Here is a 20,505-nt window from a genome sequence, read left to right as displayed (position 1 = left end):
CGAGTTTGACGACAGGACCTAGGGCCCGGCGGCGCCCCCGCCCAGCAGGTCTCCCACGGCGGAGATCCCCTCCCCGATCGCGCGCTCGGTCACGTCGCCGAAGCCCAGGACGAGTTGGGGCGGTTCCACGGCGTGGGAGGCGCGGCAGGCGCTCATGCCGTACAGGCCCACCGACCTGGCCCGGGCGGCCGTGATCACCTCCCGCTCGTCGGTGCCGGCCGGCAGATGGGCCACGGCGTGGAAGCCGGCGGCCAGGCCGGTCAGGCGTACGGCGGGGGCGTGCTCGGCGAGGGCCGTGCGCAGCGCCGTGCGGCGGGTGCAGTACAGGGTGCGCATGCGGCGCAGGTGGCGGTCGTAGCGGCCGGACTCGATCAGCCGGGCGAGGGCCAGCTGGTCGAGGGTCGGCGTGCCACGGTCGGCGATCCGCTTCAGCTCGGAAAGCGGTGCGAGGAGCGCGGGCGGACACAGCAGCCAGCCGATGCGCAGCGCGGGGGCCAGGGACTTGCTGACCGTGCCGATGGAGACCACGCGGTCGGCGGCGAGGCCCTGGAGCGAGCCGACCGGTTCGCGGTCGTAGCGGAACTCCGCGTCGTAGTCGTCCTCGATGACGTACGCGTCGTGGCGCACCGCCCACGCGATCAGGGCGTGGCGGCGGGCCGGCGCCAGTAGCACGCCGGTGGGCCACTGGTGGGCCGGGGTGACAATCACCGCGCCCGCGCCGGTCGCCGCCAGCGCCGCGACGTCGATGCCGTGCTCGTCGACCGGGACGGGCACCGCGGTGAGGCCCGCCGCCTCCGCGGCGGCACTCGCGGTGCCGGGGCCGCCCGGATCCTCGTACGCCACCACGCGGGTGCCGGAGGCGGCCAGTGCCTGCATGGTCAGGGCGAGGCCCTGCGCGTAGCCGGAGCAGACGACGGTCCGGCCGGGGTCGGCGGCGGCCGAGCGCACCCGGCGCAGATAGCCGGCGACGACCTCGCGCAGGGGCAGGCTGCCGCGCGGATCGCCGTAGTCGAGATCGGCCGTGGGCATCGTGCGGGCCGCCTCCCGGGTCGCCCACAGCCAGTCGGTGAGCGGGAAGGAGGCGAGGTCGGGGACGCCGTGGCGGAAGTCGGCGAGCAGCCGCGGCCGGGGGACGAGTGGCGCGGCGGGCTCGGGCGGCACCTGGGCGCAGGGTGCGACACGGGTGGCCGAGCCGACGCGGGTGACGAGGTAGCCCTCGGCCTGGAGTTGGGCGTAGCAGTCCTGGACCAGGCCGCGGGACAGGCCCAGGGCGCGGGCGAGTTCACGGGAGGAGGGCAGCCGCTCGCCGGACCGCAGGCGGCCCGTGCGGATCGCCTCGCGGAGCTGGCGTTCCAGCTGGGCGTGCAGCTGTTCGCCGCCCTCCCGGTCGACGGTCAGGAGCAGTTCGGGAGAGAGACCGGCCCACTGCACAGACATGGAATTGGAGCTTACTGACAGTCCGGTCGGCTCCTAGCGTCGACGACATGACGACGTCCACGAACTCCCCCGCCCACACGCCCACTTCGGCGCCGAGACCGCGACTGATCACCCGGGCACTGCTGCTGCGCTTCGTGAGCATGATCGGTGCCTCGGTCAGCTTCTACCTGCTGCTGTCGACCGTGCCCGCGTACGCGGACGAGGCGGGCGGCGGGGGCGGCGCGGGCCTCGCCACGGGCGCGCTGATGTTCTCCACGGTCCTCGGCGAACTGGTCTCGCCCCGGCTGGTCGCCCGGTCCGGCATCCGGCTGCCGCTGATGATCGGGCTCCTGCTGCTCGGCGCCCCCGCCCTGGTGCTGACCCTCTCCGACAGCGTGGCGTGGATCGTGACGGTGTGTCTGGTGCGCGGTCTGGGCTTCGCGTTGACGATCGTGGCGGGCGGGGCCATGACGGCGTCACTGATCCCGGCCGAACGACGCGGCGAGGGCCTCGCGCTGGTCGGCGTGGTCGGGGGCGGGGCCTCGCTGATCACGCTCCCCCTGGGCCTGTGGCTGGCCCGCCACGCGGGGTACGGCCCGGTCGCCGTGGCGGCGGGAGTGGCGGCGCTGGCGGCGATCGCGTCGGTATCGGGCCTGCCCGGCGGGGAGCGGGGCGCGAGGGAGGCGAAAGGCACCCGTTCGGAGGGCGCGGAGCCGGCGGGCGGCGCGGGCCGGGTGTCGGGCGCGGTGGGAGAGACGCCCCTGACCATGACGGCCGCCCTGCGCGCGCCCGCGCTGCGCCGTCCCGCGCTGGTCTTCGCCACCACCGCGCTCGCCGCCGGGATTCTGGTCACCTTCCTGCCGGTGGCCGTTCCGGAGTCCTCGGCCGGGGCGGTCACCGTGGCGCTGGTGGTGCAGCCGGCGGCCGCGACGGCGGCCCGCTGGGTGGCGGGCGGCACGGCGACCGGCACGGCTCGGCGCGGCTGGTGGTGCCGGGCCTGCTGCTGTCGGCCGCCGGGATGCTGATCACCGTGGCGACGGCCACTCCGGTCGCGGTGGTCGTGGGCTCCGCGGTGTTCGGGGCCGGCTTCGGCGTGGCCCAGAACGCCACCCTGACGCTGATGTACGCCCGGGTCGCGCGCCCTTCCTTCGGCACGGTGACCGCCGTGTGGAACCTCGCGTACGACGCCGGAATGGGCGCGGGCGCGGCCGGCTTCGGGCTGGCCGCGGCGCACACCGGCTATCCGTGGGCGTTCGCGCTGACGGCCGCCGTGATGCTGCTCGCCCTGGGCCCGGCGCTGCGGGACGCCCGCGTCAGGACCGGGTCGCGGCCTCGATGACCTGACGCAGGCCCTCGGTGAGCTGGTCGGCGTCCGGGGCGGTCTTCGGGTCGAAGGTCCACAGGGTGATGAGGCCCGTCATCAGGACCGTGTAGAAGCTGCCGAGCGAGTCCACGACGTCCTCCGGGACGTCCTCCTCCCGCCCGCCCATCAGCAGCGCGACGAAACCGCGCGATCCTTCCCGCTGGGCCTGCGCCAGATGGTCGCGCACCTCGGGCAGCTGGTCGCCCATGACCGCGATCTCCGCGCTGAGCCGCCACAGCGATCCGGGTTCCCGCATGGTGGCGATGACGTTCGACCAGACCTCCCGGAACCGTTCGAGGGAACCCGGAGCGGCGCCGGTCCCGTCGTCCGCCGGTTCGGCGAAGGCGTCGGACATGCCCTCGACCAGCGAGACGTACGCCTGCGCGAGCAGCGCGTCCTTCGAGCCGTAGTGGTAGCCGATCGAGGCCAGGTTGGTCCCCGACTCCTTGACGATGTCGCGCGCCGTCGTGCGCGCGAACCCCTTCTCCAGCAGGCAGCGCTTGGCGCCTTCGAGCAGATCCTCACGGTGTCCCATGCGGACCACCCTACTCCCGATCCATACAAGCGTCCTAGACGCGTGACCTATACATACGTTCTAGACAAGCGTTTAAGACGCCCGTACAGTCATCGGCATGACGAACTCGACGAGCACCAACTCCCCTGCCGGGCACGCCGGTCGGCGCGAATGGACCGCGCTCAGCGTGTTGATGCTGCCGCTGCTGCTGGTCTCCATGGACGTCTCGGTCCTCTACTTCGCGATCCCCTCGATCAGCGCGGACCTGGAGCCGAGCGGCACCCAGCAGCTGTGGATCTTCGACATCTACGGCTTCGTCCTGGCCGGTCTGCTGATGACGATGGGCTCGCTGGGCGACCGCATCGGCCGCCGCCGGCTGCTCCTGGTCGGCGCGGCCGCCTTCGGTGCCGCGTCCCTGGTCGCGGCCTACGCGAACAGCGCCGAGACCCTGATCGCGGCCCGCGCGGTCCTCGGCATCGGCGGCGCGACCCTGATGCCCTCCACCATGGCGCTGGTCCGCACGATGTTCACCGACCCCGGACAGCGGGCCAAGGCGATCGGCATCTGGTCCGGCGTCATGACCGGCGGCATCGCTCTCGGCTCCGTACTGAGCGGTGTCCTCGTCCAGTACTTCTGGTGGGGCTCGGTCTTCCTGGTCAACCTGCCCGCGATGGTGCTGCTGCTGGTGCTCGGCCCGATCCTGCTGCCGGAGTCGAAGAACCCGGAGCCCGGCCGCTTCGACCTCGTGAGCGTGCCGCTGTCCATGGCCGCGGTGCTCCCCGTGATCTACGGCCTCAAGGAGATCCCGTCCGAGGGCTGGCACCCGCAGTACGTCGTCTCGGTCACCGTCGGCCTGCTCTTCGCGGCCCTCTTCGTCCACCGCCAGCGCACGGCCGCCTCGCCGATGATCTCGCCGGCCCTGTTCCGTGGCCACGGCTTCGCCCCCGCGGTGGCCCTGAACCTCGTCTCCGCGTTCGCGATCATGGGTTCGGCGTTCTTCACCACGCAGTATCTGCAGTCGGTGCTCGACAAGAGCGCGATGGAGGCCGCCCTGTGGTCGCTGCTGCCGTCGGTGCCGATCGGGATGGCCGCCCCGGTGGCGACCGCCCTGGTCCAGAAGGGCGTGAACCGCGCCTACGTGGTCTCCGCGGGCTTCGCCGTCGCCGCGGCGGGCTACGGCATGCTGGCCCTGGCCGGCACGGACTCCCTCTGGCTCGTCCTCGCCGCCTGCGGCGTCCTGGCCTCCGGCATCGTCATGGTGATGTCGCAGATGACCGACCTGGCCCTGAGTGCCGCCCCGGTGGAGCAGGCGGGCGCCGCCTCCTCGCTGCTGGAGACGGGAACGGAGTTCGGCGGCGCGCTGGGCATGGCGGTCCTCGGCTCCATCGGTACGGCGGTCTACCGCAACGAGATACCGGCTTCGCCCCCGGCCGAGGCCCGCGAGACCCTGGGCGGCGCGCTCGCCGTCGCCGGGCAGCTGCCGGGGCGCGCGGGGGACGCCCTGGCCGCCGCGGCCCGGGAGGCCTTCACCACCGGCATGCACGGCGCGGCCCTCACGGGGGCGGCGGTCCTGGCCCTCGCGGCGATCGGGGCGGCGACGGCCCTGCGCCGGATCCACGTGCGGGAGACGCCGGCGCCACAGACCGAGAAGGCCGCGGTCTGAGACGGCGCGCAGGGCAGCACGGCACCGTACGAAAAAGCGCCGGGTGGGCTGAGATTCCTCAGCCCACCCGGCGCTTTGCGAGCGTGCGGTGTCAGACCAGGTTCACCGAGCGGGCGGACGTCGCCCCGATCTCCTCCGCGACCTCGGCCAGCACGCCGGGGGCGACGGTGTCGTCGACGGTGAGGACCGCGAGCGCCTCGCCGCCCGCCGCCGCACGGGCGACCTGCATGCCGGCGATGTTGATGCCCGCCTCGCCGAGGATGCGGCCGACGGTGCCGACGACACCCGGACGGTCCTCGTAGCGCAGGACGACCATGTGCTCGGCGAGCGCCAGGTCGACGTCGTAGTCGCCGACCGCGACGATCTTCTGCAGGTGCTTCGGGCCGGACAGCGTGCCGGAGACCGAGACCTCCTCGCCGTTGCCGAGGGTGCCGCGCACCGTCACGACGTTGCGGTGGTCGGTCGCCTCGGAGCTGGTGGTCAGGCGGACCTCGACGCCGCGCTCCTGGGCGAACAGCGGGGCGTTGACGTACGACACGGTCTCGTCGACGACGTCCTCGAAGACACCCTTGAGCGCGGACAGCTCCAGCACCTTCACGTCGTGCTGGGTGATCTCGCCGTACACCTCGACGTCGAGACGCACCGCGACCTCGCCCGCGAGCGCGGTGAAGATGCGGCCGAGGCGCTCCGCGAGCGGCAGACCCGGCTTGACGTCCTCGGCGATGACACCGCCCTGGACGTTCACCGCGTCCGGGACCAGCTCGCCGGCGAGGGCCAGGCGGACGGACTTGGCGACCGCGATGCCCGCCTTCTCCTGCGCCTCGTCCGTCGACGCGCCGAGGTGCGGGGTGCACACGACCTGGTCGAGCTCGAACAGCGGGGAGTCCGTGCACGGCTCCTTGGCGTACACGTCGAGACCGGCGCCCGCGACGCGGCCCTCCTTGAGGGCGGAGTACAGCGCCGCCTCGTCGACGATGCCACCGCGCGCGGCGTTGACGACGCGCACGGACGGCTTGACCCTGCGCAGCGCCTCCTCGCCGATCAGGCCCAGCGTCTCGGGGGTCTTCGGCAGGTGCACGGTGATGAAGTCGGAGACTTCGAGCAGCTCGTCGAGGGACAGCACCTTCACGCCCATCTGCGCCGCACGCGCGGGCTGGACGTACGGGTCGTACGCGACGACCTTCATCCCGAAGGCGGACATGCGCTGCGCCACTAGGGCGCCGATGCGGCCCAGGCCCACGACGCCCAGCGTCTTCTCGGCCAGCTCCACGCCCGTGTACTTGCTGCGCTTCCACTCGCTGTTCTTGAGCGCGGCGTTGGCCTGCGGGATGTTCCGGGCGGTGGCGAGGATCAGACCGCAGGCCAGCTCGGCGGCGGTCACGATGTTGGAGGTGGGGGCGTTGACGACCATCACGCCGGCCTTGGTGGCGGACGAGACGTCGACGTTGTCCAGGCCGACGCCGGCTCGCGCCACGACCTTCAGCTTCTTGGCGGCGGCGACCGCCTCGGCGTCGACCTTGGTTGCGGAGCGGATCAGGATCGCGTCCACGTCGGCGATGGCGGGGAGCAGCTCGGCTCGGTCGGCGCCGTTGCAGTGCCGGATCTCGAAGTCGGGGCCGAGTGCGTCCACGGTCGCGGGCGACAGCTCTTCAGCGATGAGTACGACAGGTTTCGAGCTCACGTGAGGTCCTCACAAATCCAATGCATGCGGACGGCCGTCCCGACGGCCGCAGGCGGAGGAGGGGGCTAGCCGCGGAAGACGCACGACGCTGTGGGCCTGACGCGTATGTTGAGCAGCAGTGTAGTTGCGCTGCGGAGGTCATCTTGCGCCTCCGCGTAAGGATCACCCGTCCGTGGCTGGACGGGATGGACAACAGGGCCGGAGCGAAACGCCCCGGCCCCGGCCCCGAGGCCTACGCCTCCTCGTTCACCCACGACATCAGCTTGCGCAGCTGCTTGCCGGTGGTCTCCAGCAGGTGCTCGGAGTCCTGCTTCTTGTACTCGTTGTACTTCTTCAGACCGCCGTGGTACTCGTCCATCCAGTTCTGGGCGAAGGTGCCGTCCTGGATCTCGGCGAGGACCTGCTTCATCTCGGCCTTGGTGGCGTCCGTGATGACGCGCGGGCCGGTGACGTAGTCGCCCCACTCGGCGGTCTCGGAGACGGACCAGCGCATCTTCTCCAGGCCGCCCTCGTACATGAGGTCGACGATCAGCTTCAGCTCGTGCAGGCACTCGAAGTAGGCGATCTCCGGCTGGTAGCCCGCCTCGACGAGGGTCTCGAAGCCGGCCTTGACGAGGGCGGAGGTGCCACCGCACAGCACGGCCTGCTCACCGAACAGGTCGGTCTCGGTCTCCTCGGTGAAGGTCGTCTTGATGACGCCGGCACGGGTGCCGCCGATCGCCTTGGCGTACGACAGGGCCAGGTCGAAGGCGCCACCGGTGGCGTCCTGCTCGACGGCGGCGATCGCGGGAACGCCGCGGCCCTCCTCGTACTGGCGGCGGACCAGGTGGCCCGGGCCCTTCGGGGCGACCAGCGCGACGTCGGCACCGGCCGGGGGCTTGATGAAGCCGAAGCGGATGTTGAAGCCGTGGGCGAAGAACAGCGCGTCGCCGTCGTTCAGGTTCGGGGCGATGGACTCCTCGTAGACCTGGGCCTGGATCGGGTCCGGGATGAGGATCATGATGACGTCGGCCTCGGCGGCGGCCTCGGACGGCGTCACCACACGCAGGCCCTGCTCCTCGGCCTTGGCCTTGGACTTGGAGCCCTCGTGGAGACCGACACGGACGTCGACACCGGAGTCACGCAGCGACAGGGCGTGCGCGTGGCCCTGGCTGCCGTAGCCGATGACCGCGACCTTGCGGCCCTGGATGATGGACAGGTCGGCGTCAGCGTCGTAGAACAGCTCGGCCACTTTGGGTTCTCTCCTTGGATACGGGTGTTGCGTCCCACCGTATGACGGCGGGGGGAGGGAAAGGATCAGGGTCTCGGCATACGGGCGACCGGTGTCCCCCGGTCGCCCGAACCGATACCGGTCGAGGTCTTAGGCCGACCGGTCGAGAGCGCGCAGCGACCGGTCGGTGATCGAACGGGCGCCGCGGCCGATCGCGATCGTGCCGGACTGGACCAGTTCCTTGATGCCGTACTGCTCCAGCATCTTGAGCATCGCGGACAGCTTGTCGCTGCTGCCGGTGGCCTCGATGGTGACCGCCTCCGGGGAGACGTCGACGGTCTTGGCGCGGAAGAGCTGGACGATCTCGACGATCTGGGAGCGCGTCTCGTTGTCGGCGCGCACCTTCACCAGAACGAGTTCGCGCTGCACGGCCTGCGCCGGCTCCAGCTCGACGATCTTCAGCACGTTGACGAGCTTGTTCAGCTGCTTGGTCACCTGCTCCAGCGGCAGGTCCTCCACGTTCACCACGATGGTGATGCGGGAGATGTCGGGGTGCTCGGTGACGCCCACCGCGAGCGAGTCGATGTTGAAACCGCGGCGGGAGAACAGGGCGGCGATCCGGGCGAGGATGCCCGGCGTGTTCTCCACCAGGACGGAGAGCGTGTGCTTGGACATTTCTCTGTGGTCTCTCTCGCTCAGTCGTCTTCGTTGTCGCCGAAGTCGGGGCGGACGTCCCGGGCGGCCATGATCTCGTCGTTGGAGGTGCCGGCGGCGACCATCGGCCACACCATCGCGTCCTCGTGGACGATGAAGTCGACGACGACCGGACGGTCGTTGATGGAGTTCGCCTCTTCGATGACCTTGTCCAGGTCCTCCGGCCGCTCGCAGCGGATCGCGTAGCAGCCCATGGCCTCCGACAGCTTCACGAAGTCGGGGACGCGGGTGCCGGCGCTGGGCTGCTTGCCGTCCGCCTCCGGGCCGCTGTGCAGCACGGTGTTGGAGTAGCGCTGGTTGTAGAAGAGGGTCTGCCACTGACGGACCATCCCGAGGGCGCCGTTGTTGATGATGGCGACCTTGATCGGGATGTTGTTCAGGGCGCAGGTGGTGAGCTCCTGATTGGTCATCTGGAAGCAGCCGTCGCCGTCGATCGCCCAGACCGCCTGGTCCGGCGCGCCGGCCTTGGCGCCCATCGCTGCCGGCACCGCGTAGCCCATCGTCCCGGCGCCGCCGGAGTTCAGCCAGGTGGCGGGCTTCTCGTACTGGATGAAGTGCGCGGCCCACATCTGGTGCTGGCCGACGCCCGCCGCGAAGATCGTGCCCTTGGGCGCCAGTTGGCCGATGCGCTCGATGACCTGCTGCGGGGACAGCGAGCCGTCCTCGGGCTGGTCGTAGCCGAGTGGGTAGGTGTCGCGCCAGCGGTTGAGGTCCTTCCACCAGGCGGTGTAGTCGCCCTGGTGACCCTCGCTGTGCTCCTTCTGCACCGCCTGGATCAGGTCGGCGATGACCTCGCGGGCGTCACCGACGATCGGCACGTCGGCCTCGCGGTTCTTACCGATCTCGGCCGGGTCGATGTCGGCGTGGACGATCTTGGCGTGCGGGGCGAAGCTGTCCAGCTTGCCGGTGACGCGGTCGTCGAAGCGGGCTCCGAGGGCGACGATCAGGTCGGCCTTCTGCAGCGCGGTGACGGCGGTGACCGCACCGTGCATGCCCGGCATTCCCACGTGCAGCGGGTGGCTGTCGGGGAACGCGCCGAGCGCCATCAGGGTGGTGGTGACGGGCGCTCCGGTGAGCTCGGCGAGGACCTTGAGCTCGGCGGTGGCGCGTGCCTTGAGGACACCGCCTCCGACGTAGAGGACCGGCCGCTTGGCGGAGGTGATCAGCTTGGCGGCCTCGCGGATCTGCTTGGCGTGCGGCTTGGTCACCGGGCGGTAGCCGGGCAGGTCCATGACGGGCGGCCAGGAGAAGGTGGTCCTCGCCTGGAGGGCGTCCTTGGCGATGTCGACCAGGACCGGGCCGGGGCGGCCGGTGGAGGCGATGTGGAACGCCTGCGCGATCACCCGCGGGATGTCCTCGGCCTTGGTGACCAGGAAGTTGTGCTTGGTGACGGGCATCGTGATGCCGACGATGTCCGCCTCCTGGAAGGCGTCCGTGCCGATGGCCTTGGACGCGACCTGGCCGGTGATCGCCACGAGCGGCACCGAGTCCATGTGCGCGTCGGCGATGGGCGTGACCAGGTTCGTCGCACCCGGGCCCGAGGTCGCCATGCAGACGCCGACCCGGCCGGTGGCCTGCGCGTAACCCGTCGCCGCGTGGCCGGCGCCCTGCTCGTGCCGGACCAGGACGTGGCGGACCTTCGTGGAGTCCATCAGCGGGTCGTAGGCCGGCAGGATCGCGCCACCGGGAATGCCGAATACCGTGTCAGCGCCGACCTCCTCAAGCGAACGGATGAGGGACTGCGCACCCGTGACGTGCTCGACGGTCGCGGACTGCTGTCCTCCGGAACGGGGCCGCGGCTGCGGATGGTGGGCCCCCGGGGCCTGCTCGGTCATCGGCATTCTCTTCTCGATGCTGAGGGTTTTTGCGAAGTTTGTGCGATGTGCGGCTGTTGTACGCCTGGTGCCTGTGCAACAAAAAACCCCTCGTGCCGCAAGGCAAGCGAGGGGAGCGCGCCGGTGAGGTCGCTGGGGATTCCGGATCGTCCTCCGGTGGGTCCCAGCTCAGCCGACGCGCTGTCCAAGTACGAGAATTCGGGTGCGCATGGGACTGACCCTCCCTCCGACGCGCACCACGTGTCAAGTGGGTGGGACGGGAGTCTCATTATGTGAGCGAAGGGCACTTCCGCCTCCGAAGACAGCGGGCACACCACCTGTGTACACCCCCGCGCCGCCGCCCGCGAACGCCGGTTCGGCGGGTCCGTGCGGAACCGGATAATGGCCTGATCCGAGCGCCCGGCGCAGCCGGAATTCGTCGAGCGGACCGGAAAAGGCCATGCCCTGCCCGTGTGTGCAACCCATCTGACGCAGGGCGACGATCTGCTCCGGAAGGTCCACGCCCTCGGCCACGGACTGGAGCCCGAGGTCGGTGGCGATGCGCAGCAGCCCGCTGGTGATCTTGTGCAGCCGGGCGGACTCGACGACGCCCTCGACCATGCTGCGGTCGAGTTTCAGCATGTCGACGGGGAGCCGCCGGAGGGTGGTGATCGCCGCGTATCCGCTGCCGAAGCCGTCCAGGGCGATCCGTACGCCCAGCCGCCGCAGAGCGCCGAGACGGCGCTCCAGGTCGTCCAGACAGACCCGGGGGTCGGTCTCGGACAGCTCGATCACCAGGGATCCGGAGGGCAGCCCGTGCCGGGTCAGCAGCGCCTCCACCGAGCCGAGCGGCATCGACCGGTCCAGCAGCCGCCGGGCGGACATCCGCACCACCACGGGCACGGCGAGGCCGGTCCCGGCGCGCTCGGCGGCCTGTTCCACCGCCTCTTCTAGGATCCAGCGGTTCAGTTCCGAGGTCTTGTCGCTGTCCTCGGCCACCCGCAGGAACTCGGCCGGGGTGAACAGCACCCCCTGCGAGGAGCGCCAGCGCGCCTGCGCGCAGACCGATGTGATCCGGCCGTTCTCCAGGCACACCACCGGCTGGTGCAGCAGCGTGAACTCGCCGTCGTGCAGCGCGGCACGCAGCCGCGTGGCCAGCTCCGCCTTGCGTACGACGTCCTGCTGCATCTGTGGTTTGTACAGCTCGACCCGGCCCTTGCCCGCCGACTTGGCGCGATACATGGCGAGGTCGGCGTTGCGCAGCAGTTCGCCCGCGCCGAGACCCGGTTCGGCGAAGGCGACGCCGATGGACGCGTTGACACGGACATCGTTGCCGTCGATGAGGTAGGGCTGGGAGAGGGTCACCCTGAGGCGGTCGGCGAGCTCCAGGATGTGCCGTTCCCGGGCACTGCGGTCACGGGTGCCGTCCCCGACGATCAGCGCCGCGAACTCGTCACCGCCCAGCCGGGAGGCGGTGTCGGTCTTGCGGACGGCGTCGTGGAGTCTGCGGGCGGCCTGGACGAGGAGCGCGTCCCCGGCCTGGTGCCCGATCGTGTCGTTGACGGCCTTGAACCCGTCCAGGTCGATGAAGAGGACGGCCGTGCCGCGCAGGGCGGCGCCGCGGTCGGAGGCGCGGCGGCCGGACAGGGCCTGCTGGACGCGCCGGGTGAACAGCGCGCGGTTGGGCAGGTCGGTGAGCGGATCGTGCTCGGCGTTGTGCTGGAGCTGCGCCTGCAGGCGCACCCGCTCGGTCACGTCACGGCTGTTGAAGATGAGGCCGCCGTGGTGCCGGTTGACGGTCGACTCGACGTTGAGCCAGCCGCCACCGCCGGACCGGAAGCGGCACTCGATGCGGGTGGTGGGTTCTTCGAGGGGGCTGGCGGCGAGGAAGCGGCGCGCCTCGTGCACCACGCAGCCCAGGTCCTCCGGGTGGATGAGGTTGGCCAGCTCCGTGCCCACCAGGTCCTCCGCGGGCCGTCCGTAGACCCCGGCGGCGGCCGGGGAGACGTACCGGAGGATGCCGTTGGGCGCGGCGATCATGATGACGTCGCTGGAGCCCTGCACCAGGGAGCGGAAGTGGTTCTCCTGCTGCGCCAGTTCCTGGGTGAGGGTGATGTTGTCGAGCAGCATGATGCCCTGGCGCGTGACGAGCGCGAGCACCACGGCACCGGCGGTGATCAGCACGACGTGGTCCGGGCTGCGGCCGTTGAGGACGTTGTAGAGGATGCCCAGGGTGCACACGGCCGCGGCCAGGTACGGCGTGAGCGCGGCCAGGGAGCCGGTGAGGGGCCGGCCGACCGGATACCGGCTGTGATCACCCCCCGGCACGGGCAGCGGCGTGCGGTGGTGGATGCCGCCGCGCTGTCCGGGCACGTGCTCGTGGACCACGCGCGTGTGCCCGTCCGGAGCGTGCCGCTCGGCCTCCTGCGGCCCTTGCCCGCGCGGTGCGGCCCACGGGGCGTAGGCGAGGAGCAGGGAGCCGGCGAACCAGCCCGCGTCGAGCAGCTGGCCGGAGTGGTAGCTGCTGTGCAGCAGCGGCGAGGTGAACAGGGCGTCGCACATCACGGTCAGGGCGAGCGCGCCGATGGCGGTGTTCACCGCCGTGCGGTTGCCCGGCGAGCGCCGGAAGTGCAGCGCCAGCACCATGCTGACCAGCGCGATGTCGAGCAGTGGGTACGCCAGTGACAGCGCGGTGTGCGCGACGCTCGGCCCGTCGAACCTGGCGGCCTGGGCGAGCGCGAGGCTCCACGACAGGGTGAGCAGCGAGCCGCCGATCAGCCAGGCGTCCAGCCCCAGGCAGATCCAGCCCGCCTTCGTCACCGGCCGCTTGGCGAGCACCAGCAGCCCCACGATCGCGGGCGGCGCGAAGCACAGGAAGAACAGGTCGGCGTAGCTGGGGCTGGGTACGGGGCGGGCCAGCACGACCTCGTACCACCCCCAGACCGCGTTGCCCAGGGCCGCCATCGCCGAGGAGAGGGCGAACAGCAGCCACGCGGGTCGAAAGCGGACCCGGGGCGTGCGCGCGTAGAAGAAGCAGGACACGGCGGCGGTGCCCGCCGCCGCCGTCAGCCCGAAGTCACCCATGATCAGGGCGACTTCGGCCGAACCCCAGCCGAGCGCGGAACCGACGGCGTAGGCCGCGCACACCAGGGTCAGAACCAGTTGCCGGACCATCCGCGCCCCACCGCCGACGGCCGGCGGTCGGGACAGCGGCGTCCCCGACGGAGACTGCGCCCGCAGCGCTCCATTGAGGGCGGTCGTCACGGTAGGCGGCGAGCTCACCGGGGCCTCCCGGTCCGCGCCGCTCCCGGGGCCCGCGAGTCCCGGTGCGCTGGGTGCGCATGCCTCTTGCGTGCCGTGTGCCCGCGCTGGTGGTGATGGCTGTTGTGGTGGCCGCGTCTGCGCGCGGTCGTGCGCCAGGGTCGCCGCCGGCGGCTCCGCCGCGTCGGATCGTTCGTCCATAGGCCGTGCATCGCCCGTCGCCCCCCTCACAAATCTGAAATGTCCATCCCCGGCGCCGAACGGTGCGCGGCGCAGCCCCTGTCGGGACGATACACCAGTCTCGTCACTCAGGGACATAGCTTCTCTACGCTCCGTGACGACCAGCGGCGATGCGGGCACGCACCGCGTCCGGGGGATTGCGCAGGGTGCCGGAACCGGACCGCCTGCCTGCCATGGCGGCCGTCAGGCGTCTGCGCTGCCCGTCGTAAGGATCACGTTGCGCAGGGGCTCCCGGTTCACGAAGCGGGTCAACTGGTCCACCAACAGCCGCTTGGCGCGCGGCAGGAAGGCCGAGCTGGGTCCGCCGACGTGCGGGCTGATCAGCACGCCCGGCGCCTGCCACAAGGGGTGACCGGGGGACAGCGGCTCGGGATCGGTGACGTCGAGCGCGGCGGTGATGCGGCCGGTCCGCAGCTCCGCGAGCAGCGCGTCCGTGTCCACGACCGGCCCGCGGGCCACGTTGACCAGCAGTGCCCCGTCCTTCATCCGGCCGAGGAAGTCCGCGTCGACCAGGCCTCTGGTGGTCTGGGTGAGCGGGGTGGACAGGATGACGACATCCGCCTGCGGAAGCAGGGAGGACAGTTCGGTGAGCGGATGCACCGGTCCGCGCGCCGAGGTGCGCTCAGAGCGCGCGACGCGCGCCACCCGCGCGAGCTCGAACGGCGTGAGCCGGTCCTCGATGGCGGCGCCGATGGAGCCGTAGCCGACGATCAGAACGGTCTTGTCGGCAAGGGCCGGCCGGAACCCGCTCAGCCATTCCCCCCTGTCCTGGGCCCGCACGAAGTCGGGGATGCCGCGCAGCGAGGCGAGGACGAGCGTCAGCGTGAGCTCGGCGGTGCTGGCCTCGTGCACCCCGCGCGCGTTGCACAACCGCACCCCCGCGCGCAGGTTCTTCAGACCCGGCTGCACATGGTCGATGCCCGCGGTCAGCGTCTGTACGACCTGAACGGACCGCATCCGGGCCATCGGCCGCACGCAGAGCTCACTGGGCTTCATGTAGGGCACGACGTAGACGGCACAGTCGCCCGGGTCGGCGGGGAACTCCTCACCCCCGTCCCAGAACCGATAGGCGGGCCCCTGGGGAAGCCCGGCGATCTCCTCCGGCGGGATGGGAAGCCACACGTCAGCAGTCATGGTCGGGAGGCTATGTCAGCGAAGCGGAGGCCAGAGGTTAGGTTGGGGGCCGGACGAGGGAGGTTCACGAGCAGGTGGAGTGCAGGACGATCGGCGCGGGGGGACTCGCGGTGGGGGCCGTCGGACTCGGATGCATGCCGATGAGCTGGGCGTACAGCGGGTCGCGGCAGCGGGGCGACGCATCGCTCAGAACCGTGCACCGGGCGCTCGACGCGGGCTCGACACTCCTCGACACGGCGGACATGTACGGCCCGTTCACCAACGAGCTGCTGGTGGGCCGGGTGCTGAAGGAGCGGCGCCCGGACGCCTTCGTGTCGACGAAGGTCGGCCTGCTGGTGGGCGAGCAGCACGTCGTGGCGAACGGCCGCCCGGGGTACGTGAAGCGGGCCTGCGACGCCTCGCTGCGCCGCCTCCAGACGGACGTGATCGACCTCTACCAGCTCCACCGGGCCGATCCCGAGGTCCCGGTCGAGGAGACCTGGGGCGCGATGGCGGAACTGGTCCGGGCCGGGAAGGTGCGGGCGCTGGGCCTGTGCGCGATGGGGGCGCGCGGCGGTCGCCGCTCGGGGGCGGGGCTGCACGACACGACGCTGCGCCAGCTCCAGCGGGTGCAGCAGGTCTTCCCGGTGAGCGCGGTGCAGGCGGAGCTGTCGGTGTGGTCGCCGGAGGCGCTGCGGTCCCTGCTCCCCTGGTGCGAGGCGCGGGGCGTCGGCTTCCTGGCCGCGATGCCGCTCGGCAACGGTTTCCTGACCGGCACCCTGACCCCCGGTGAGGGCTTCGAGCCGGACGACCTGCGTGCCCGGCACCCCCGCTTCACGGCCGAGATGATGGCCGCCAACCAGCCGATCGTGGCCGGCCTGCGCCGGGTGGCCCGACGCCACGGCCCCGAGGTCACCCCGGCCCAGGTGGCCCTGGCCTGGGTCCTGTCCCGGGGCCGCCATGTGATCCCGGTCCCCGGCACCAAGCAGGAGCGCTGGGCGGCGCAGAACGCCGCCGCGGCACAGCTGCGCCTGACTCCGGAGGACTTCACGGAACTCGCCCGGCTGCCCGCGGCTCAAGGGTCGTGGGACTGAGCGTGCACGCGATCAGGGGCCCGCGGGCGGATTCTTGACGGGAGACCGGGAACCCGGGCGGGGCCGACGGTGTATGAGAAAGGAGAGCCCTCGCTCGAACCGCCGCGTCGAAGGGACCCTGATCGTGCAACGTCGAGCTGTACCGGCCGTATGCGCCGCGGCCGCGCTCCTGCTGGCAGCCGGCTGCTCCTCGGGCGGCGGCGGAGCCCCGTTCGGTGCGGGGAGTACGGCGTCGAGGGGTACGGCGTCCACGGCGTCCCCCTCCGCGCGGTCGACCGAGGAGACCGCGCCCGCCAAGGGCTCGGTGAAGGTGGTGCGCACGGTCACCGAGGGTCTGAAGACCCCGTGGGGCCTCGCGCCCCTCCCCGAGGGCGACCTGCTCGTCTCCTCCCGCAACGACGGGACGATCACCCGGATCGACGCGAAGACGGGCAAGCGGACGGAGCTGGGCACGGTCTCCGGTGTGTCCGCGGCCGGCGAGGGCGGCCTCCTGGGCATCGCGCTCTCCCCCGACTTCGCCTCGGACCACATGATCTACGCGTACTTCACCTCGGCCTCGGACAACCGCGTCGTCCGCATGCTGTACGACGAGCAGCGGCCGCCCGGCGAGCAACTGGGCGCGCCCGACACGATCTTCAGGGGCATCCCCAAGGGCTACATCCACAACGGCGGCCGTATCGCCTTCGGCCCGGACAACATGCTCTACGCGGGGACGGGTGAGAGCGGGCAGCGGGGGCTGGCGCAGGACAAGAAGTCCCTGGGCGGCAAGATCCTGCGGATGACACCGGAGGGCGAGCCGGCCCCGGGCAATCCCTTCCCCGGCTCCCCCGTGTACTCCTACGGCCACCGCAATGTGCAGGGCCTCGCCTGGGACGACAAACAGCGCCTGTTCGCCTCGGAGTTCGGCCAGGACACCTGGGACGAGCTGAACGCGATCAAGCCCGGGGGCAACTACGGCTGGCCGGACGCCGAGGGCAGGTCGGACAACCCCGCGTACCAGAACCCGATCGCCCAGTGGCAAACCGACGACGCCTCCCCCAGCGGCATCGCGTATGTCCACGGCGTCATCTGGATGGCCGGTCTCAAGGGTCAGCGTCTGTGGCGCATCCCCCTCAAGGGCACACAGGCCTCGGCGGTCCCGCAGGCCTTCCTCACCGGCGCCTACGGCCGCCTGCGCACGGTGGTCGCGGCGGGCGGCGACAAGGTGTGGCTGGTCACCAGCAACACCGACGGCCGGGGGACACCGAGGAAGGGCGACGACCGGATCCTGGAGCTGGAAGTGAAGTGAGGGGCGTCCCTGCCCGGGTCACGATCCGTGCACTCCCGTCCGTTGTCTCGCGCCGAGGGCGTCGCCCGTCCCGGCCGGAAACAGGCCCAGGCGGTGTGCGACGGCCGCTGCCTCCCCTCTCCCGGCCACGCCGAGCTTGCCCAGGATGTTCGAGACGTGGACGCTCGCGGTCTTCGGGGAGATGAAGAGCTCCTCGGCTATCTGGCGGTTGGTGCGGCCGACGGAGACCAGGCGCAGGACGTCGCGCTCCCGGCTGGTGAGGCCGAGGGCGGCCACGGGGTCGTCCGGCGCCTGCCGCGGGGCGCAGGTCAGGGCGAGCCGGGCCCGCTGGGCGAGGAGCGCGACGGAGTCGGCCAGCGGGCGGGCGCCCAGGTGGTCGGCGACGGCCCCGGCCAGGCGGAGCAGCTCCGTGGCGCGGTCGCGTTCGTCGTCCCCGCCGCCGGACAGCAGGGCCTGGGCGAGGCGGTGGCGGACGCGGGCGAGGTCGTAGGGGCGCTCGAGGGACTCGTAGGCGGTGACCACCTCCGACCAGGTGTCCGGGGTGTCCTCGCCGTCGGCGCGGCGGAGTTCGGCGCGGACCCAGGTGTTGTGGGCGAGCCAGACGGGCGCGCCGGTGGTGAGCCTCTTGGCCGCGCCGCGGATGCGGTCGATGGCCTCGGCGCTGTCCGCCCGCGCGGCGGGCAGGGTGCGGGCGTCGGCCTCCGCGGTGGCGGCGGCCAGCAGCAGGGGCCAGGCGTAGCGGTGCGTGCCGGGCGGGAAGCCGGCCTCCAGGGCGCGCTCGAACTCGGCACGGACGTCGAGCAGGCGGCCCTCCGCCGCGGCGAGGCCGACGGCGATGCGGGCCAGCGGCAGCCACTGCTGGGGCATCGGGTCGTGGGTGCCGAAGTAGCCGCGGGCGGCGGCCAGTTGGCGGGCCGATTCGGCCAGGTCGCCGCGGCCCAGGGCGAGGTGGGCCAGGCACAGGGCGGCCGTGCCGAGGGGCTTGGTGCTCGGTCCGCGCCGGGCGGCGGTGGCCGCGGCCCCGACGGCCTCCTCCCAGCGGCCGAGGGAGTACAGCGACGCGGAGAGGTTGGCCCAGGTCCAGGCCTCGGAGCCCAGCAGACCGAACTTCCGGGTGAACCGGGCCCCTTCTTCGAGGATGGGAGCGGCCTCCCGGGAGCGGCCGACGGATTCGAGCTCGGAGGGGAGGTTCACATAGGCGCGCCCGGCGACGTAGGTGTAGCCCTCCTGGATCGCCTGCTCCTTGACCCGGTACATGTCGGCGAGGCCCGCCTCGACGTCGCCGGCGTCGACCCGGAGGCCGCCCAGGGTGACGCGCGCGTTCAGTTCGATCTCGCGGGCGTCCACCATGCGCGCGTACTGCACGGCGCGTTCCGCGGCGGCGAGGGCCTCGGGGCCCGGCTCGTGCAGCATGGACCAGTTGGCGACGCTGCCCAGCACCTCGGCGTGCACCTCGGAGGGCGGCAGGCCGCGCACCAGCTCCTGGGCGGTGGCCAGTTCGCGCCATCCGTCGCCGCGCCCCAGGGACTGGACCAGGCTGGAGCGCTGGGTCCAGAACCAGGCGGCGCGCAGCTGGTCGCCCTCGTCCTCCAGCAGGCGCAGCGCCCGCTTGGTGATCTTCAGGGCGCGTTCGCGTTCCCCGCACAGCCGGCCGGCGAAGGCGGCCTCCGCCAGCAGGTCGAGGAAGCGCAGCGGGGTGGTGGCCGGGTCGCAGCCGCAGGGCGGGTAGACCTCGGCGTAGTCGATGGGGCGCAGGGCGGCGCGGACGTCCTCGGGGGCGGTGTCCCACAGCTCCATCGCGCGTTCCAGGAGCCCCAGTTGCTCGCTGTAGGCGTGGCGGCGGCGGGCGGCGACCGAGGCGTTCAGGACGGCGGGCAGGGCCTTGGCGGGGTCGTGGGCGTGGTACCAGTAGCTGGCCAGGCGCATAGCGCCCTCGTCGGCGGGGACGAGGGTCGGGTCGTCCTCCAGCGCTTCGGCGTAGCGCCGGTTGAGGCGGGAGCGTTCGCCGGGCAGCAGGTCGTCGGCGACGGCCTCGCGGACCAGGGAGTGCCGGAAGCGGTAGCCGTCGCCGCCGGGCGCGGCGATGAGGATGTTGGCGTTCACGGCGGCGCGCAGCGCCTCGATGAGGTCGTCCTCGGCGAGCCGGGCGACGGCGGCGAGGAGCCGGTACTCGACGGTGGAACCGCCCTCGGCGACGATCCGGGCGACCCGCTGGGCGGTCTCGGGCAGCGCCTCCACCCGGACCAGGAGCAGGTCGCGCAGGGAGTCCGAGAGGCCGGCGCAGCAGCCCTCGCAGGCGGCGACGGCGAGTTCCTCGACGAAGAAGGCGTTGCCGTCGGAGCGTTCGAAGATCTCGTCGACCTGGGCGGGGTCGGGTTCGGCGGCGAGGATGCCGGCGATCTGGCGGCCGACCTCCTCGCGGGTGAAGCGGGCGAGTTCGAGGCGGTGGACGGTGCGCAGCCGGTCGAGTTCGGCGAGCAGGGGGCGCAGCGGGTGGCGGCGGTGGATGTCGTCGGAGCGGTAGGTGGCGAGGACGACGAGGCGGCCGGTGCGCAGGGTGCGCAGCAGGTAGGAGAGGAGGTGGCGGGTGGAGGCGTCGGCCCAGTGCAGGTCCTCCAGGGCGACGAGCACGGTGCGGTCGGCGGCGACGCCTTCCAGCAGACGGGCGGTGAGCTCGAAGAGGCGGGCCATGCCCTCCTCGTCGTGCCGGCGCGGGGGCCGGGCGGGTGCGGTCTCGCCCAGCTCGGGCAGCAGCCGGGCCAGTTCCTCCTCCTGACCGGCGGCCGCGGCGGCGCACTCGTCGGGCAGGGCGCGGCGCAGGGCGCGCAGCGCGGTGGAGAACGGGGCGAACGGCAGCCCGTCGGCGCCGATCTCCACACAGCCGCCGAGCGCCACGACGGCGCCCTGGCGGCAGGCGGCGGTGGCGAACTCCTCGACGAGGCGGGTCTTGCCGACTCCCGCCTCGCCGCCGACCACCAAGGCCTGCGGCTCGCCCGCTGCGGCGCGGGCGAGCGCGGCGTTCAACGTGTCCAACTCGTCCCTACGACCGACGAACACCGGACTGACGGACCTGGTCTCCACAGGTGTGAGCATGGCACGGGGGTCCGACGGCACGGCATCGGTTTTCCACAGCA

14 protein-coding genes are annotated in these 20,505 nt (G+C 72.1%); 5 read left to right on the top strand and 9 right to left on the bottom strand.

Going from position 1 to position 20,505, the window contains the following annotated elements; genetic code table 11:
• Positions 1-18 precede the first annotated feature (18 nt).
• Positions 19-1,437, bottom strand: coding sequence for a MocR-like pyridoxine biosynthesis transcription factor PdxR (pdxR, locus tag IPZ69_RS24820; RefSeq protein WP_235456593.1), 1,419 nt, complete (start codon positions 1,435-1,437; stop codon positions 19-21).
• A gap of 47 nt (positions 1,438-1,484) precedes the next feature.
• On the opposite strand from pdxR, the gene IPZ69_RS24815 reads away from it, so the two are divergent.
• A complete protein-coding gene (locus tag IPZ69_RS24815; protein WP_235456589.1) occupies positions 1,485-2,441 on the top strand; it encodes an MFS transporter in 957 nt (318 codons plus the stop codon).
• The gene (locus IPZ69_RS24810; RefSeq protein WP_308407541.1) at positions 2,402-2,755 is read left to right on the top strand and encodes an MFS transporter; all 354 of its coding nucleotides are present in this window, start codon (positions 2,402-2,404) and stop codon (positions 2,753-2,755) included. Before IPZ69_RS24815 ends, IPZ69_RS24810 begins: the two co-directional genes overlap by 40 nt.
• Here IPZ69_RS24810 and IPZ69_RS24805 read toward each other — a convergent pair.
• Positions 2,730-3,314, bottom strand: coding sequence for a TetR/AcrR family transcriptional regulator (locus tag IPZ69_RS24805; RefSeq protein WP_235456587.1), 585 nt, complete (start codon positions 3,312-3,314; stop codon positions 2,730-2,732). The genes IPZ69_RS24810 and IPZ69_RS24805 overlap by 26 nt on opposite strands.
• Before the next feature lie 97 nt (positions 3,315-3,411).
• Here IPZ69_RS24805 and IPZ69_RS24800 point away from each other — a divergent pair, with 97 nt between their 5' ends.
• On the top strand, positions 3,412-4,956 hold the full coding sequence (locus IPZ69_RS24800; RefSeq protein WP_235456586.1) for an MFS transporter: 1,545 nt from the start codon (positions 3,412-3,414) through the stop codon (positions 4,954-4,956).
• Positions 4,957-5,047: 91 nt separating this feature from the next.
• Here the strand turns inward: IPZ69_RS24800 and serA are convergent, their stop codons facing one another.
• The 6 genes from serA to IPZ69_RS24770 all read right to left on the bottom strand — a co-directional run bounded on the left by serA (position 5,048) and on the right by IPZ69_RS24770 (position 15,010).
• Positions 5,048-6,637, bottom strand: a complete 1,590-nt coding sequence (serA, locus tag IPZ69_RS24795) for a phosphoglycerate dehydrogenase (RefSeq protein WP_235456585.1) — start codon at positions 6,635-6,637, stop codon at positions 5,048-5,050.
• Positions 6,638-6,869: 232 nt separating this feature from the next.
• A complete protein-coding gene (gene ilvC, locus IPZ69_RS24790) occupies positions 6,870-7,868 on the bottom strand; it encodes a ketol-acid reductoisomerase (protein WP_235456584.1) in 999 nt (332 codons plus the stop codon).
• 129 nt (positions 7,869-7,997) lie between these two features.
• A complete protein-coding gene (ilvN, locus tag IPZ69_RS24785) occupies positions 7,998-8,522 on the bottom strand; it encodes an acetolactate synthase small subunit (RefSeq protein ID WP_235456583.1) in 525 nt (174 codons plus the stop codon).
• 20 nt (positions 8,523-8,542) lie between these two features.
• Positions 8,543-10,402, bottom strand: a complete 1,860-nt coding sequence (locus IPZ69_RS24780; protein WP_235456582.1) for an acetolactate synthase large subunit — start codon at positions 10,400-10,402, stop codon at positions 8,543-8,545.
• A gap of 237 nt (positions 10,403-10,639) precedes the next feature.
• The gene (locus IPZ69_RS24775) at positions 10,640-13,657 is read right to left on the bottom strand and encodes a putative bifunctional diguanylate cyclase/phosphodiesterase (protein ID WP_235456581.1); all 3,018 of its coding nucleotides are present in this window, start codon (positions 13,655-13,657) and stop codon (positions 10,640-10,642) included.
• 402 nt (positions 13,658-14,059) lie between these two features.
• The gene (locus IPZ69_RS24770) at positions 14,060-15,010 is read right to left on the bottom strand and encodes a 2-hydroxyacid dehydrogenase (protein WP_235456580.1); all 951 of its coding nucleotides are present in this window, start codon (positions 15,008-15,010) and stop codon (positions 14,060-14,062) included.
• Between the two features lie 74 nt (positions 15,011-15,084).
• Here IPZ69_RS24770 and IPZ69_RS24765 point away from each other — a divergent pair, with 74 nt between their 5' ends.
• Positions 15,085-16,083 carry an aldo/keto reductase gene (locus IPZ69_RS24765; RefSeq protein WP_235456579.1) on the top strand — a complete coding sequence of 333 codons (999 nt, stop codon included), beginning with the start codon at positions 15,085-15,087 and terminating at the stop codon, positions 16,081-16,083.
• Positions 16,084-16,207: 124 nt separating this feature from the next.
• Entirely contained in the window at positions 16,208-17,371 is a 1,164-nt protein-coding gene (locus IPZ69_RS24760; protein WP_235456578.1) for a PQQ-dependent sugar dehydrogenase, read from the top strand.
• Positions 17,372-17,389: 18 nt separating this feature from the next.
• Here the strand turns inward: IPZ69_RS24760 and IPZ69_RS24755 are convergent, their stop codons facing one another.
• Positions 17,390-20,464, bottom strand: a complete 3,075-nt coding sequence (locus IPZ69_RS24755) for a helix-turn-helix transcriptional regulator (protein ID WP_235456577.1) — start codon at positions 20,462-20,464, stop codon at positions 17,390-17,392.
• Between the last annotated feature and the right edge of the window lie 41 nt (positions 20,465-20,505).

This window comes from Streptomyces olivochromogenes, assembly GCF_021538895.1.
Lineage (GTDB): Bacteria > Actinomycetota > Actinomycetes > Streptomycetales > Streptomycetaceae > Streptomyces > Streptomyces olivochromogenes_A.
This window is presented reverse-complemented; position numbering and strand designations above follow the sequence as displayed.